This is a genomic window from Vibrio sp. 10N.286.51.C3, from assembly GCF_003050065.1.
Lineage (GTDB): Bacteria > Pseudomonadota > Gammaproteobacteria > Enterobacterales > Vibrionaceae > Vibrio > Vibrio crassostreae.
Genome location: NZ_PIGC01000014.1, coordinates 130,169 through 147,261 on the forward strand (window position 1 = coordinate 130,169; position 17,093 = coordinate 147,261).

Genomic DNA, 17,093 nt, shown 5'->3' on the forward strand with positions numbered 1-17,093 from the left:
TCAGAGTTACTTGTGGTAAGGCTTAGACAATTCGTGAACAGCGTCAACGAATACACCAGCGTTCTCTGGCGGTACATCTAAGTGGATACCGTGGCCTAGGTTAAATACATGACCTGTACCACCGTCGCCGAAGCCTTCTAGGATGCTGCCCACTTCTTCGCGAATACGTTCAGGCTGAGCGTAAAGCATTGAAGGATCCATGTTACCTTGCAGAGCAACTTTGTCGCCGATGCGAGCTTTTGCATCTGCGATGTTGATTGTCCAGTCTAGACCAACCGCATCACAACCTGTTGCTGCGATAGACTCAAGCCACATGCCACCGTTCTTAGTGAACAAAGTAACCGGTACACGACGACCTTCGTTTTCACGGATTAAGCCATCAACGATTTTGTGCATGTATTGCAGTGAGAATAGGTTGTAGTCACGAGGAGTCAGTACACCACCCCATGTATCAAATACCATTACTGATTGAGCACCCGCTTTAATTTGCGCGTTCAGGTATTCGATAACACTGTCAGCCAGCTTGTCTAGAAGCAGGTGCAGTGTTTGTGGTTCTGCGTACATCATCTTTTTGATCTTAGTGAATGCTTTAGAGCTCCCACCTTCAACCATGTATGTCGCTAGAGTCCATGGGCTACCAGAGAAACCAATCAGCGGCACTTCGCCTTTCAGGTCTTTACGGATCTGACGAACGGCATTCATTACGTATTGAAGCTCACCTTCTGGATCGGGTAAGCCAATCTTCTCTACGTCAGCTTTACACGTGATAGGACGCTCAAACTTAGGACCTTCACCTGTTTCAAAGTACAAACCTAAGCCCATTGCATCAGGGATAGTTAGGATGTCTGAGAACAAGATTGCCGCATCAAGCGGGAAACGACGTAAAGGTTGAAGTGTTACTTCTGATGCCAGTTCCGCGTTTTTGCACAAAGACATGAAATCGCCCGCTTCAGCGCGCGTTGCTTTGTACTCAGGAAGATAGCGGCCAGCTTGGCGCATCATCCATACCGGTGTGTAATCAACAGGCTGTTTTAAAAGTGCGCGTAAATAGCGATCGTTTTTTAATTCGGTCATTCCGTTAAATTCCAATTCAATCTTGTCTAGTTTTGATGGCAAGTATTCTAACACTGATTGAAGGGTAAAAGCTGTGTGCTTTGCAACCTAGATCAAGTTATTAACTTTTAAATCAATGCTTAATTTGCACCCAATTACGGGAGCATGTTAAAAATTTGTTCGCTAGCGAAAATTACAATTATAACATCTGAGTAGTCACTACTCAGCATCTCATAACGACATCTTACTTACCCCCTCCACTTGTGGAGGGTTTTTTTTAGCTTTTGACTACCCATAGGCTAAATACTATCACAGGCCAATTAGTGCTCTAGCATCTGCTCCGTCACACCATCTTTCATCACGTCATCAACTGTTTTCTCAATCAACTGTCTCGCAATGGTTCCAACAGGAGCAACATCAGGTAGGCCTGTTACGCCAAACCATTGAGCATCCGATAGCTCGCTATAGTCAGGCTTAAGCGTACCACCAGCATAATCTGCAAGAAAGCCCATCATCATACTCGATGGAAACGCCCATGGCTGACTGCCAAAGTAACGAATGTTGTCGACATCGATACCCGTTTCTTCTTTGACTTCTCTTGCCACACACTGCTCTAAGGTTTCTCCGACCTCTAGGAAGCCCGCTATCACGGTATACATGCCTGTTTTATGTCTTGGGTGCTGCGCAAGCAATATCTTGTTGTGGTTTCGTACAGCGACAATGATGCACGGGAAGATACGAGGATAATGAAGCGTGCGGCAATCTCCACACTGCATCGCCACCTGGTTATGATTGAGGTGATTACGGCCGCCACATTGAGGGCAAAAGCGCATACTTTGAGTCATATGCCCATATTGGATGGCTTTGCTTGCAGTCAAGAAACTCGCTTCAGGCCAGTGCAGCAACTCTCTTAGGCTGACCATGCTCAACTTATTCTCCACATCACAATCGTTGAGCCAATACACCTTGCGACCTTGATGTTGACCAATACAGATTGCATGCTCAATACTCAGCCCTAGCTCTTCAGCAGAGCCAAACGGAAACTGATCATTATTAACCCAAATATCACTACCAGAAACGACGCACCAATAAGCTTGCTCTGTCATTTTTTTATCACTTTTTTTTAACATCCCTATGCCTCATTGCTTGCAGTTCGTTCATTTTACTGGCAATCTAATTTCATACTAGAGTTGTAGCAGAGAATATTTCAAGCTATTACTTTTAGTAGCTACCAATAAAACGGACCCTGCTTAGGCAATTACTTGATCACAAGGTTGTGATCAGATCATGAGGACATGGTCATGCTAAATAAATTCAAACAAATACAAGAACAATGGGGTGGCTCTAATGAGGTCATCGATCATTGGCTCGAAACTCGACAGTCTCTAATCGTTGAGTATTGTAAGCTTGCCGCTCTGCAGCCTTCATCGTCGAAAGCAACTGCAATCACCGAACTGCCTTCTCCAGAAGAGCTCCAAAAATTCAGCCAACACCTTGTTGATTACATCTCTGAAGGTCATTTCAAAATCTATGACATGGTGATGGATAAATGGCAGTCTACTGGCTTCAAAGCAACAGACGAAATCAACCAATCTTATGGTCATATCGTTCTTACCACAGATCCACTGCTCAACTTCACCGATAAATACGCTGCCATTGAAGCGACCGATACATTAGAAAGCTTTGATAGTGAGCTATCACTCGTTGGTGAGATTCTTGAGGCGAGATTTGCGGTTGAAGACCAACTGATACAACAAATTGCCGACAGCCTAGCGGTCCCACCAGGAGCGTAATGGCTTAACATCTTCTAAGCTTGCCTCTGTGCAAGCTTTTTGTTTTGTCTGTAGCGTTACCTAAAACATCCAACTCTTCTACCAGAGGTTATTGGTTCGTCCCTACTCTGATGTTTTGCGATAACCAGACTTAACACTTGTCACCAGTTTCACCCTCACGCTCTTCCTGCAAACACTCAAAACTACCTTCGAAAAAGTACTCGTGACTAAGTCCACCAGCCAAGCAATCAAGCAAACCTATCAGATTCTAATCTATAGGCCCTCGTTAAACACCAATACGCCAGATACAAAAAAGGCACCCAAAGGTGCCTTTTTCTTATCTCTTAGAGACTACTCGTAGAGCTTACTCTTCTGAAGAGAAACCAGCGTTTAGAAGTGCTGCTAGGTTGTCAGTAGCTTGTTCAGCTGAAGGACCTTCTTGCTCTTCTTCACGTTGCTTTTGACGCTCTTGGTGGTATGCGAAACCAGTACCAGCTGGGATCAGACGACCAACAATTACGTTCTCTTTCAGACCGCGAAGGTCATCACGCTTACCAGAAACCGCAGCTTCTGTTAGTACGCGAGTCGTTTCTTGGAACGATGCAGCTGAGATGAATGACTCAGTTGCAAGAGATGCTTTAGTAATACCTAGTAGATCACGTTCGAAACGTACTAGTTCTTTACCTTCAGCTTCTAGCTTACGGTTAGCAATCTTAACATTGTGGTACTCAACTTGTTCGCCAGGTAGGAACGGAGAGTCACCAGAATGAGTGATTGTACACTTACGTAGCATTTGACGAACGATAGTCTCGATGTGCTTATCGTTAATCTTTACGCCTTGTAAGCGGTAAACTTCTTGAACTTCGTTCGCGATGTACTGAGTTACTGCGTGGATACCACGTAGACGCAGGATATCGTGTGGAGTTTCAGGACCGTCGGCGATTACATCACCACGTTCAATCTTCTCACCTTCGAACACGTTCAATTGACGATGCTTAGGAATCATCTCTTCGTAAGCGTCACCGCCTTCACGAGTGATTACTAGACGACGCTTACCTTTCGTTTCTTTACCGAAAGACACAGTACCTGTGTGCTCAGCAAGGATCGCAGGCTCTTTAGGCTTACGAGCTTCGAATAGGTCAGCTACGCGTGGTAGACCACCGGTGATATCTTTGTTTCCGCTCGATTTTTGAGGGATACGAGATAGTGTGTCACCAATGCCAACTTCAGCGCCATCTTCAATGTTTACAATCGCTTTGCCAGGTAGGAAGTAGTGAGCTGGCATATCAGTACCAGGGATCATTACGTCGTTACCTTGCTCATCAACAAGTTTGATAGCTGGACGCATATCTTTACCTGCTGCTGGGCGAGCTGCTGCGTCTGTAACTTCACTTGAAGAAAGACCCGTTAGATCGTCAGTTTGACGAGAAACTGTAATACCATCGATCATATCTACGAATTGGATACGACCTGCCACTTCAGTGATGATTGGCATGGTATGCGCTTCCCAGTTAGCTACAACTTCACCAGCAGTAACTGCTGCGTTGTCGCCTTTGGTTAGCATCGAACCGTAAGGAAGTTTGTGCTTCTCTTTAGTACGGCCGAATTCATCAATAATCGTCATCTCAGATGCACGAGAAGTGATAACCAGTTTCTTATCTTTGTTAACTACGAACTTAGCATTGTGAAGTTTCACAGTACCAGTTGTCTTAGCTTGGATGCTGTTCTCTGCTGCTGCAGTAGATGCCGCACCACCGATGTGGAACGTACGCATCGTTAGCTGTGTACCCGGTTCACCGATAGATTGTGCAGCGATAACACCAACTGCTTCACCTTGGTTCACTAGGTGACCACGTGCTAGGTCACGACCGTAACACTGTGCACAACAACCGAAGTCTGCATCACAGGTAACAACAGAGCGCACTTTCATGCTATCTACTGAGTTGTCTTCCATGATTTGACACCACTTCTCATCAATCAGAGTATTACGTGGAATCAGTACATCTTCAGTACCAGGCTTAAGAACGTCTTCAGCTACTACACGACCTAGAGCAAGCTCAGAAAGTGCAACTTTAACGTCACCACCTTCGATGTGAGGCATCATGTCGATACCTTCATGCGTGCCACAGTCATGTTCGTGTACTACAACGTCTTGAGCAACGTCTACTAGACGACGAGTTAGGTAACCCGAGTTTGCTGTTTTCAGTGCTGTATCCGCAAGACCCTTACGAGCACCGTGCGTTGAGATAAAGTACTGAAGGACGTTTAGACCTTCTTTAAAGTTCGCGGTGATCGGCGTTTCGATGATTGAACCATCTGGACGCGCCATCAGACCACGCATACCTGCTAGCTGACGAATCTGAGCTGCAGAACCACGTGCGCCCGAGTCGGCCATCATGTAGATGCTGTTGAACGATTCTTGCTGTTCTTCTTCGCCGTCACGGTTGATAACTGTTTCAGAAGATAGGTTATCCATCATTGCTTTCGCAACGCGGTCATTCGTAGATGCCCAGATATCGATAACTTTATTGTAGCGCTCACCCGCAGTAACAAGACCAGATTGGAATTGCTCTTGGATTTCGCGAACTTCTTCTTCAGCAGATTCAATTTCATCGTATTTCGCTTGAGGTACAACCATATCGTCGATACCTACAGAAACACCAGAAAGTGCAGCGTATGCAAAACCTGCGTACATGATTTGGTCAGCAAATACTACTGTATCTTTTAGACCAAGCTTACGGTAACACTCGTTAAGAAGAGTAGAGATCTGCTTCTTACCTAACTTTTGGTTAACGATGCTGTACGGTAGGCCAGCTGGAACGATTTGCCATAGCATTGCACGGCCGACAGTTGTATCAACCATCTTCGTTTCAGTAGTGCTGTTACCATCTTCGTCTACTACAGTCTCGGTGATACGTACTTTAACGCGAGCGTGTAGCTCAGCAGTCTTAGTACGGTATGCCTTTTCAGCCTCAGCAGGGCCAGCAAGGTACATACCTTCGCCTTTCACGTTGATCTTGTCACGTGTCATGTAGTAAAGACCCAATACAACGTCCTGAGAAGGTACGATGATCGGATCACCTGACGCTGGCGACAGAATGTTATTCGTCGACATCATCAGTGTACGTGCTTCAAGCTGTGCTTCTAGAGTTAGAGGCACGTGTACCGCCATTTGGTCACCATCGAAGTCGGCGTTGTATGCCGCACACACTAGTGGGTGAAGCTGAATCGCTTTACCTTCGATTAGTACTGGTTCAAACGCTTGGATACCTAGACGGTGAAGTGTAGGTGCACGGTTAAGCAGTACTGGGTGTTCGCGGATTACTTCGTCTAGGATATCCCAAACGATAGCTTCTTCGCGCTCTACCATCTTCTTAGCAGCTTTGATTGTCGTAGCCATGCCACGAGTTTCTAGCTTGCTGTAGATGAACGGCTTAAATAGCTCAAGTGCCATCTTCTTAGGAAGACCACACTGATGTAGACGAAGGTATGGACCTACTGTGATTACAGAACGGCCAGAGTAGTCTACACGTTTACCTAGAAGGTTCTGACGGAAACGACCCTGTTTACCCTTGATCATATCAGCAAGAGATTTCAGAGGACGCTTGTTCGAACCAGTGATAGCACGACCACGACGACCGTTATCTAGAAGTGCATCAACAGACTCTTGCAGCATACGTTTTTCGTTACGTACGATGATGTCCGGAGCAGCTAGCTCTAGAAGACGCTTCAAACGGTTGTTACGGTTGATCACACGACGGTAAAGGTCGTTCAGATCTGAAGTCGCAAAACGACCGCCATCTAGTGGTACTAGAGGACGTAGATCTGGCGGCAGAACCGGAAGTACAGTCAGAATCATCCATTGCGGATCGTTACCCGATGCAATGAACGCTTCAACTAGCTTCAGGCGCTTAGTAACTTTTTTACGCTTAGTTTCTGAGTTAGTTGTTTCTAACTCTTCGCGCATTTCTTCCACTTCTTGATGAAGGTCCATTGTTGCAAGCAGATCTTTGATCGCTTCAGCACCCATCTTAGCAGTGAATTCGTCACCCCACTCTTCTAGACGATCCAGATACTCTTCTTCAGTAAGCATCTGAGATTTTTCTAGATCAGTCATACCTGGTTCAGTTACTACGTACATCTCGAAGTAAAGAACACGTTCGATATCACGTAGAGGGATATCCATTAGTAGACCGATACGAGACGGTAGTGATTTTAGGAACCAGATGTGAGCAACTGGTGAAGCTAGCTCGATGTGGCCCATGCGGTCACGACGAACTTTAGTTTGTGTAACTTCAACGCCACACTTCTCACAGATAACACCACGGTGCTTCAGGCGCTTGTATTTGCCACAAAGACATTCGTAGTCTTTAACTGGACCAAAAATACGTGCACAGAACAGACCATCACGTTCAGGTTTGAACGTACGATAGTTAATTGTTTCCGGCTTTTTAACTTCACCAAAAGACCATGAACGGATCATGTCTGGTGAAGATAGACCGATTTTGATTGCATCAAATTCTTCGGTCTTATGCTGTGCTTTTAGAAAGTTTAATAAGTCTTTCACATTCAGCTCCTGTAAGGAGTTAAAGGAGCTCACTGCTGTAGCAAGCTCCCTTTTACCAAATAATCCTATCTTCTTTTAAAAAAGAGGAGGGATTACTCTTCGTCTTCTAGCTCGATGTTGATACCTAGCGAGCGAATCTCTTTCAACAGTACGTTGAACGACTCAGGCATACCAGGTTCCATGCTATGGTTACCGTCTACGATGTTCTTATACATCTTAGTACGGCCGTTAACGTCATCCGACTTAACTGTTAGCATTTCTTGTAGAGTATATGCAGCACCGTATGCTTCTAGTGCCCATACTTCCATCTCACCGAAACGCTGACCACCGAACTGAGCTTTACCACCAAGTGGTTGCTGAGTTACTAGGCTGTAAGAACCAGTTGAACGAGCGTGCATCTTGTCATCAACCAAGTGGTTCAGTTTCAGCATGTACATGTAACCAACAGTTACAGGACGCTCAAACGAATCACCAGTACGACCATCAAACAGTTTAAGCTGACCAGATTCTGGCAGATCACCCAGTTTAAGTAGTTCTTTGATTAGAGATTCAGAAGCACCGTCGAACACAGGAGTAGCAATCGGTAGACCGCCACGTAGGTTCTTGATCAGTGTACGAACTTGATCATCAGACAGTTCAGCAATATCAACTTTCTGACGAGTATCACCAAGATCGTAAACCTTCTGTAGGAACTCACGGAACTTATGCAGTTCTTGTTGTTCCTTAACCATTTGGTTGATCTTGTCACCGATACCTTTCGCAGCCAAACCTAAGTGAACTTCTAGGATCTGACCGATGTTCATACGCGATGGTACACCCAGCGGGTTAAGTACGATGTCTACAGGCTGACCTTTCTCATCGTATGGCATGTCTTCAACAGGGTTAATCTTAGAGATTACACCTTTGTTACCGTGACGACCGGCCATCTTATCACCAGGCTGGATACGACGTTTAACCGCTAGGTAAACTTTAACAATCTTAAGAACGCCAGGCGCTAGATCATCACCTTGAGTGATTTTACGACGCTTAGTTTCAAACTTCTTATCGAAGTCTGCTTTTAGCTCATCCCACTGCTCAGCAAGTTGCTCAAGCTGTGTTTGTAGCGCATCGTCTTCTAGAACTTGCTCTAGCCATTGCTTACGACCGATAGTATCAAGCTTAGCTTCAGAGTAACCACCAGACAGAAGTACAGCTTTAACACGGTTAAGAAGGCCACCCTCAAGAATTTGGAACTCTTCAGTTAGGTCTTTCTTAGCTTCTTTAAGCTGCATCTGTTCGATTTCAAGTGCACGCTTGTCTTTCTCTACGCCATCGCGAGTGAAGACTTGTACATCGATGATAGTACCCGAAACAGAGTTTGGTACACGTAGAGAAGTATCTTTAACATCAGATGCTTTCTCACCGAAGATAGCACGTAGTAGCTTCTCTTCAGGAGTCAGTTGAGTTTCACCTTTAGGGGTTACTTTACCAACTAGGATGTCGCCACCCTTAACTTCAGCACCAATGTAAACGATACCTGACTCGTCTAGTTTAGACAGAGCAGACTCACCTACGTTTGGAATATCAGCTGTGATCTCTTCAGAACCCAGCTTAGTATCACGAGCCACACAAGATAGTTCTTGGATGTGGATTGTCGTGAAACGGTCTTCTTGAACTACGCGCTCAGATACTAAGATCGAGTCTTCGAAGTTGTAACCGTTCCAAGGCATGAATGCGATACGCATGTTTTGGCCAAGAGCAAGTTCACCAAGGTCTGTTGAAGGACCATCAGCAAGAACATCACCGCGTGCAACTGGTTCACCTGGAAGTACAGTTGGACGTTGGTTAATACATGTGTTTTGGTTCGAACGCGTGTACTTAGTTAGGTTGTAGATATCGATACCAGCTTCGCCAGGTACCAATTCATCTTCGTTAACCTTAACTACGATACGAGAAGCGTCTACAGACTGAACTTGACCACCACGTTTAGCAACCGCTGTAACACCAGAGTCAACTGCGATGTTACGTTCGATACCCGTACCTACTAGAGGCTTATCAGCCTTAAGTGTTGGTACAGCTTGACGTTGCATGTTGGCACCCATCAATGCACGGTTCGCATCATCGTGTTCTAGGAACGGGATAAGCGAAGCAGCGATAGATACAACCTGGTTTGTCGCAACGTCCATGTAGTCAACGTGATCGCGTGGGTGAAGACCAGATTCACCTTTTTGACGAGCTGTGATTAGCTCATCTGCAAACGTACCTTCTTCAGTAAGAATGGTGTTTGCTTGCGCGATTACGAATTGACCTTCCTGGATTGCAGACAGGTAATCAACTTCTTCTGTTACTACACCATCAACTACACGACGGTACGGAGTTTCTAGGAAACCGTAATCGTTACAACGTGCAAACGCAGATAGCGAGTTAATTAGACCGATGTTTGGACCTTCAGGCGTTTCGATCGGACATAGACGACCGTAGTGAGTTACGTGAACGTCACGTACTTCGAAGCCTGCGCGCTCACGAGTAAGACCACCAGGACCTAAAGCAGAGATACGACGTTTGTGCGTAACTTCTGACAATGGGTTGTTTTGGTCCATGAACTGTGAAAGCTGTGAAGAGCCAAAGAATTCTTTAACTGCAGCAGAGATCGGCTTAGCGTTGATAAGATCTTGAGGCATGATTGCATCAAGGTCACCAAGGCTTAGGCGTTCTTTAACGGCACGTTCTACACGAACTAGACCAACACGGAATTGGTTTTCTGCCATTTCACCTACAGAACGGATACGACGGTTGCCAAGGTGGTCGATATCGTCCACTTCACCAATACCGTTACGGATACCAATCAGTTTCTTCATCACTTCGATGATGTCTGATTCATCCAGAGTACCGCGCTCTTCTTCTTCTTCACGCTCGATAGAGCTGTTGAACTTCATACGACCTACAGTTGATAGGTCGTAACGTTCTTCAGAGAAGAATAGGCTTTCGAATAGAGACTCTGCAGCTTCTTTCGTTGGTGGCTCGCCAGGACGCATCATGCGGTAGATTTCTACCAATGCAGAGATGCGATCTACTGTGCTATCTGCACGTAGAGTGTCTGACATGAATGGACCGTGATCTAGGTCATTCGTGAACAGAGTTTGTAGAGCCTTGTGGCCTGCTTGAGACAGGTTAGCAAGTGCTTCTAGGCTAATCTCTTGGTTCGCGCCAACGATGATCTCACCAGTTGCTTCATTGATGTAATCTTTAGATGCAACTTTACCAACGATGTACTCTACTGGTACTTCGATGTGCTCAACGCCATCTTTCTCAAGTTGACGGATATGGCGAGCAGTAACACGACGACCAGTCTCAACGTAAGTTTTGCCGTTTGCTTCGATGTCGAATGACGCAGTTTCACCACGTAGACGATCAGGAACCAACTCCATAAGAAGAGTTTGGTCTTTAACTTCGAAGTTCACTTTGTCGAAGAATAGATCAAGGATCTCTTCAGTCGATTTACCAAGTGCACGAAGAATAATCGATGCTGGTAGCTTACGACGACGGTCGATACGTACGAATAAGTTATCCTTAGGATCGAACTCAAAGTCTAACCATGAGCCACGATAAGGAATTACACGTGCGTTATAAAGAACTTTACCTGATGAGTGGGTCTTACCCTTATCACTGTCGAAGAACACGCCTGGGCTTCGGTGCAGCTGGGATACGATAACCCTCTCGGTACCATTAATTACGAAAGTACCATTGTCTGTCATAAGCGGAATTTCGCCCATGTAGACTTCTTGTTCTTTAATGTCTTTTACAGTACCTGCTGGTGCATCTCGATCAAAGATAACTAGACGTAGTTTTACGCGTAGTGGCTTTGAGTAAGTAACACCGCGGATTTGACATTCTTTAACGTCAAAAACTGGCTCACCAAGACGGTAGCTAACGTATTGCAGCTCAGAATTGCCGTTGTAGCTCTGAATTGGAAATACAGAACGGAAAGCAGCTTCAAGACCGTATTGACCTTCTGGATCCTGTTCGATGAATTTGTCGAAAGAATCAAGCTGGATCGATAACAGGTATGGAATGTCCAAAACTTGTGGACGAGTACCAAAATCCTTACGGATGCGCTTTTTCTCGGTATAAGAGTAAACCATGGGGTTCCTCAGCTCGCTGATAAGTGACCCAAACCACCCAAAACACTCTTCAGAGGGGGTGGTGACAAACAGCTGTTTAGTGGTAGTGAACAATCATTTCGAAAAAATGACTGTTTTTTTGCTCGGATTATGACGGTTAAACAGCGGAAATTTCGTCATAGCCCTACAGCGCAAAAAGGCCGGTGGTTAATAAACCACCAGCCATTAGCCTTGCGGCTATGAAATTAAGTAATAATTACTTGATTTCAACAGAAGCGCCAGCTTCTTCTAGCTGTGCTTTAAGAGCTTCAGCTTCAGCTTTGTCAACGCCTTCTTTAAGCGCTGCAGGAGCTGAGTCTACAAGACCTTTAGCTTCTTTAAGACCTAGGCCAGTTGCGCCACGTACAGCTTTGATAACTTGTACTTTGTTAGCGCCAGCAGCAGTTAGGATAACGTCGAATTCAGTTTGCTCAGCAGCAGCGTCGCCGCCAGCTGCGCCGCCAGCTACAACAGCAGCAGCTGCAGTAACGCCGAATTTCTCTTCCATAGCTTCGATAAGCTCAACAACTTGCATTACAGACATTTCTGCAACTGCGTCTAGGATTTGCTCGTTAGTAATAGACATAACAATTCTCTTTTAAGTCAACAATAAGTTTAAATAGCAACCAGTGAAAAGCAAGGCTTATGCCGCAGCTTCTTCTTTTTGGTCGCGAACAGCAGCGATAGTACGAACCAGCTTGCCAGCAGAAGCTTCTTTCATGCACATCATTAGGCGTGCGATAGCTTCGTCGTAAGTTGGTAGTGTCGCTAGTACTTCAGCATCAGTAACTGCGCCTTCAAATGCAGCAGCTTTGATCTCGAAATCTTTATTCTCTTTAGCGAAGTCTTTGAAAAGACGCGCTGCAGCACCTGGGTGCTCATTAGAGAATGCGATCAGAGTTGGACCAGTGAAAGTGTCTACTAGACACTCGTAGTCTGTACCCTGAACCGCACGGCGTGCTAGTGTGTTACGAACAACTTTCATGTAAACACCCGCTTCGCGAGCTTGTTTACGTAGAGAAGTCATTGCGCCAACTTCAACGCCACGAGAATCAGCTACAACTGCAGAAAGTGCACCACTGGCAGCTTCGTTGACTTCAGCAACAATTGCTTTTTTGTCTTGAAGATTTAAAGCCATTTGGATTAACCTCTGGTTGTGATTACAGCACTCAATACAAAATGTAATGAGCGTTTACGATGTTATTTAAAAATGAATAAATTCACTTCAAACCACAACATCGCCTACGTAGGTTTTATTAAGCTATCAATAATCTAATGAAAATCGACAGCGCCTACGGTCTTGGGATAGATGATTTCAAATTGCTTTCAAACCACCCAACCACAAATATTAGGCGCAGAAGTATACACTAAATCTGCGCCTAAGCAAATTAGTTTGCTTGAGTGTCAAGACTAGCTTGATCAACAGCAACACCAGCACCCATCGTAGTAGAGATGCTTACTTTCTTCAGGTAAGTACCCTTAGCTGAAGAAGGCTTAGCTTTCTTAAGAGCAACTAGAAGAGCTTCTAGGTTCTCTTGAAGCTGGTTAGCTTCGAAAGATGCTTTACCGATAGTAGTGTGGATGATGCCGTTCTTGTCGTTACGGTAACGAACCTGACCAGCTTTAGCGTTCTTAACCGCTTCAGCAACGTTAGGAGTTACAGTACCAACTTTAGGGTTTGGCATAAGGCCGCGTGGACCTAGGATTGTACCTAGTTGACCAACAACACGCATTGCATCTGGAGAAGCAACAACAACGTCGAAGTTCATTTCGCCTTTTTTCACTTGCTCAGCAAGATCTTCCATACCAACGATATCTGCGCCAGCTGCTTTAGCTGCTTCTGCGTTTGCACCTTGAGTGAACACAGCAACGCGGATGTCACGGCCAGTACCGTGAGGTAGCACAGTTGCGCCACGAACGTTTTGGTCAGATTTACGAGCATCGATGCCTAGGTTAACAGCAACATCTACAGACTCAACGAATTTAGCAGTCGCTAGTTCTTTAAGAAGAGCAACAGCTTCGTTGATTTCGTATTCTTTAGTCGCGTCAACTTTGTCGCGGATTACGCGCATACGCTTAGTAAGTTTAGCCATGATCTTATCCCTCTACCACTAGGCCCATTGAACGAGCAGTACCAGCAATAGAACGCTTCATTGCTTCGATGTCAGCACCAGTCATATCAGCAGCTTTAGTTTCTGCGATTTCCTGTACTTGAGCGTCAGTTACAGTACCAACTTTCTCAGTGTTTGGACGACCTGAACCAGACTTAACGCCAGCAGCTTTCTTAAGAAGAACAGCAGCAGGTGGAGTCTTAGTTACGAACGTGAAAGAACGGTCGTTGTAAACAGTAATAACTACTGGAGTAGGTAGACCTTTCTCAACAGATTCTGTTTTTGCGTTGAACGCTTTACAGAATTCCATGATGTTCACGCCGTGTTGACCTAGAGCAGGACCAACCGGTGGACTTGGGTTTGCCATACCAGCTGCAACTTGCAGTTTGATATAAGCTTCAACTTTCTTAGCCATGATATTTCCTAATATTTTGGGTACATGCGCTAGCCGTAAGGCGAGCTCCCCATAAATTCAATTAACTCTTTTTTACTTCCGCAGAAGCAAAAAGGCGCGAAATTATAATCATAATTCGCGCCTTTAACAACCCTAAAAAGGTGATTTTTTATACTCTTTTATTTTGAACAACTTATGAAGCATTTATCCACAGCTTGCTCAAATGTCAGAGTTTTAGTCCAGTTTTTCAACCTGACCAAATTCAAGCTCAACTGGTGTTGCACGACCAAAGATCGATACAGATACCTTAATGCGGCTTTTCTCGTAATCTACTTCTTCAACAGTACCGTTGAAGTCAGCAAATGGACCATCGTTCACACGAACCACTTCACCCGCTTCGAACATTGTCTTAGGACGTGGAGACTCGCTCGCTTTCTCTAGACGGTTCAAGATAGCATCAGCTTCTTTATCAGTGATTGGTGCAGGACGATCAGAGGTACCACCAATGAAGCCCATAACACGCGGAATGCTGCGTACTAAGTGCCATGATTCATCATTCATGATCATTTGAACTAATACGTAGCCAGGGAAGAATTTACGTTCACTTTTACGACGTTGGCCAGCACGCATTTCCACTACTTCTTCAGTAGGTACTAGCACATCGCCAAATAGTTCTTCCATGTTGTGCATTTTAATATGCTCGCGTAGCGACTGTGCAACACGACCTTCAAAGCCAGAAAAGGCTTGAACTACATACCAACGTTTTTTTGGAGCTTCACTCATGAATCAGAACCCTCTACACCCCAGTTGCTAGAGAAACTAGACGGACCATAATGCCGTCAATTCCCCAAAGCACTAGAGACATAACAATACATACAGCTAAAACGATCAATGTAGTTTGCATAGTTTCTTGGCGAGTAGGCCAAACAACTTTACGAATCTCCATACGAGATTCTTTTGCAAAATCGATCGCAGCTTTACCTTTAGTTGTTGTTGCTGCAACGCCTAGTGCGGCAGCAATCAGCACAACTACACCTGCAGCGCGAATTACAACAGACAATTCACCATACAGGTAATTACCCACAACAGCAGCAGCCAACAGAACAAAAGCGACAATCCACTTCATTGTATCTGCTGCACCTGAGCTATCAGGAGTTTCAGCGTTTGCTTTCATAAAACCAACCTGTGATAAGTCTTAAATATAGACGACAATAACCCCGCTGTTGCAGGGCACATTCCTTTGCGTTGCAAAACAACACATCTAACAGTCATTTTAGTCAAAAAGACCGTTTAATTCTTTGCTAAGAGCAAAAATCGATGTCAAAACATCCAACTCTTTTTTTAGCGCAGAAAAAGGGCATCAAATGATGCCCTTTTTACTAGTGGTTCGTCAAATCTTATGCAAAGATTTTAGCTACAACACCAGCACCAACTGTACGGCCACCTTCGCGGATTGCGAAACGTAGACCTTCGTCCATTGCGATTGGAGCGATTAGCTCAACAGTCATTTGAACGTTGTCACCTGGCATTACCATTTCTACGCCTTCTGGTAGAGTGATGTCGCCTGTTACGTCAGTTGTACGGAAGTAGAACTGTGGACGGTAACCTTTGAAGAAAGGAGTGTGACGGCCGCCTTCGTCTTTAGAAAGTACGTATACTTCAGACTCAAACTTAGTGTGTGGGTTGATAGAACCTTTCGCAGAAAGTACTTGACCACGTTCAACGTCATCACGCTTAGTACCACGTAGAAGTGCACCAACGTTCTCACCTGCACGACCTTCGTCAAGCAGTTTACGGAACATTTCAACACCAGTACAAGTAGTAAGAGTAGTCTCTTTGATACCAACGATTTCTACTTCGTCACCTACACGTAGGATACCGCGCTCGATACGACCAGTTACAACAGTACCACGACCTTGGATTGAGAATACATCTTCAATTGGTAGTAGGAACGGTTGGTCAACTGCACGCTCTGGCTCAGGAATGTAAGAATCTAGTGCTTCTGCAAGCTCAACGATCTTGTCTTCCCACTGCTTCTCGCCGTTTAGTGCGCCAAGTGCAGAACCTTGGATAACTGGTAGGTCATCACCTGGGAAGTCGTATTCAGAAAGAAGTTCACGAACTTCCATCTCAACTAGCTCAAGTAGCTCTTCGTCATCAACCATGTCACATTTGTTCATGAATACGATGATGTAAGGGATACCAACTTGACGACCAAGTAGGATGTGCTCACGAGTTTGAGGCATAGGGCCGTCAGTCGCAGCAACAACTAGGATACCGCCGTCCATTTGTGCAGCACCAGTGATCATGTTTTTAACATAATCCGCGTGTCCTGGACAGTCTACGTGTGCGTAGTGACGTGCTGGAGTGTCGTACTCAACGTGAGAAGTTGCGATTGTGATACCGCGCTCACGCTCTTCTGGAGCGTTATCGATAGATGCGAAATCTTTAGCAACACCGCCGTATACTTTTGCAAGAGTAGTACAGATAGCAGCAGTTAGAGTTGTTTTACCGTGGTCAACGTGGCCGATAGTACCAACGTTTACGTGCGGTTTCGTACGTTCAAATTTTTCTTTAGACACAATCGTGTTCCTTCCTAGTTATGATTCGCCACGTTCATTATTGAGCGAGACGCGCCAGAAATTGCTATTTTATGCGCCAACTCTCGTTAGCGCAATATTTGGACGCATTGTTCTTTCAAAAAATGAAAAAAAATGCCTTCCTTTTGTTTAACCACGCTCTGCAATGATTGCTTTTGCAACATTGTTAGGCACTTCAGCGTACTCACTAAACTCCATAGAGTAAGAAGCACGACCTTGTGTCGCAGAACGTAAATCAGTTGCGTAACCGAACATGACAGACAACGGAACTTGTGCACGAATTATCTTCAGGCCAGCTGTCCCCTCGTCCATACCTTCGATGATGCCGCGACGACGGTTAATATCGCCAACAACGTCACCCATCCAGTCTTCTGGAGTAGTTACTTCAACTTTCATCATAGGCTCAAGCAAAACTGGTTGCGCTTCAAGTGCACCCGTTCTGAAAGCCATAGAGGCA

At 45.1% G+C, this 17,093-nt stretch carries 12 protein-coding genes and 1 pseudogene; 1 reads left to right on the forward strand and 12 read right to left on the reverse strand.

The annotated features are described in order from the left end of the window. Positions 1-6: 6 nt before the first annotated feature. Both hemE and nudC read right to left on the reverse strand, forming a co-directional pair. Positions 7-1,074: a uroporphyrinogen decarboxylase gene (gene hemE, locus CWO27_RS16010; RefSeq protein WP_017060530.1), complete on the reverse strand. Its 1,068-nt coding sequence runs from the start codon at positions 1,072-1,074 to the stop codon at positions 7-9. Positions 1,075-1,373: 299 nt separating this feature from the next. Beyond that, positions 1,374-2,183, reverse strand: coding sequence for an NAD(+) diphosphatase (gene nudC / locus CWO27_RS16015; RefSeq protein ID WP_102433248.1), 810 nt, complete (start codon positions 2,181-2,183; stop codon positions 1,374-1,376). A gap of 165 nt (positions 2,184-2,348) precedes the next feature. Between nudC and CWO27_RS16020 the strand changes: the two genes are divergently transcribed. Then, entirely contained in the window at positions 2,349-2,846 is a 498-nt protein-coding gene (locus tag CWO27_RS16020) for an Rsd/AlgQ family anti-sigma factor (protein ID WP_048605474.1), read from the forward strand. A 343-nt stretch (positions 2,847-3,189) separates the two neighbouring features. Here CWO27_RS16020 and rpoC read toward each other — a convergent pair whose 3' ends face one another. The 10 genes and pseudogenes from rpoC to fusA form a co-directional block, all read right to left on the reverse strand. Continuing rightward, the gene (gene rpoC / locus CWO27_RS16025; RefSeq protein ID WP_017060527.1) at positions 3,190-7,392 is read right to left on the reverse strand and encodes a DNA-directed RNA polymerase subunit beta'; all 4,203 of its coding nucleotides are present in this window, start codon (positions 7,390-7,392) and stop codon (positions 3,190-3,192) included. 92 nt (positions 7,393-7,484) lie between these two features. Continuing rightward, the gene (gene rpoB / locus CWO27_RS16030) at positions 7,485-11,513 is read right to left on the reverse strand and encodes a DNA-directed RNA polymerase subunit beta (protein WP_017060526.1); all 4,029 of its coding nucleotides are present in this window, start codon (positions 11,511-11,513) and stop codon (positions 7,485-7,487) included. 235 nt (positions 11,514-11,748) lie between these two features. Next, on the reverse strand, positions 11,749-12,117 hold the full coding sequence (rplL, locus tag CWO27_RS16035) for a 50S ribosomal protein L7/L12 (protein ID WP_017631516.1): 369 nt from the start codon (positions 12,115-12,117) through the stop codon (positions 11,749-11,751). Positions 12,118-12,174: 57 nt separating this feature from the next. Continuing rightward, entirely contained in the window at positions 12,175-12,669 is a 495-nt protein-coding gene (gene rplJ, locus CWO27_RS16040; protein WP_010435550.1) for a 50S ribosomal protein L10, read from the reverse strand. 250 nt (positions 12,670-12,919) lie between these two features. Continuing rightward, the gene (rplA, locus tag CWO27_RS16045) at positions 12,920-13,624 is read right to left on the reverse strand and encodes a 50S ribosomal protein L1 (protein ID WP_048659214.1); all 705 of its coding nucleotides are present in this window, start codon (positions 13,622-13,624) and stop codon (positions 12,920-12,922) included. 4 nt (positions 13,625-13,628) lie between these two features. Continuing rightward, positions 13,629-14,057, reverse strand: coding sequence for a 50S ribosomal protein L11 (gene rplK, locus CWO27_RS16050; protein WP_010435555.1), 429 nt, complete (start codon positions 14,055-14,057; stop codon positions 13,629-13,631). A 213-nt stretch (positions 14,058-14,270) separates the two neighbouring features. After that, a complete protein-coding gene (nusG, locus tag CWO27_RS16055; RefSeq protein WP_010435556.1) occupies positions 14,271-14,819 on the reverse strand; it encodes a transcription termination/antitermination protein NusG in 549 nt (182 codons plus the stop codon). 13 nt (positions 14,820-14,832) lie between these two features. Continuing rightward, the gene (gene secE / locus CWO27_RS16060) at positions 14,833-15,210 is read right to left on the reverse strand and encodes a preprotein translocase subunit SecE (RefSeq protein WP_010435558.1); all 378 of its coding nucleotides are present in this window, start codon (positions 15,208-15,210) and stop codon (positions 14,833-14,835) included. A gap of 223 nt (positions 15,211-15,433) precedes the next feature. Continuing rightward, positions 15,434-16,618, reverse strand: a complete 1,185-nt coding sequence (tuf, locus tag CWO27_RS16065; RefSeq protein WP_010435158.1) for an elongation factor Tu — start codon at positions 16,616-16,618, stop codon at positions 15,434-15,436. Between the two features lie 147 nt (positions 16,619-16,765). Beyond that, positions 16,766-17,093, reverse strand: a pseudogene (fusA, locus tag CWO27_RS16070) (elongation factor G); the annotation flags it as partial.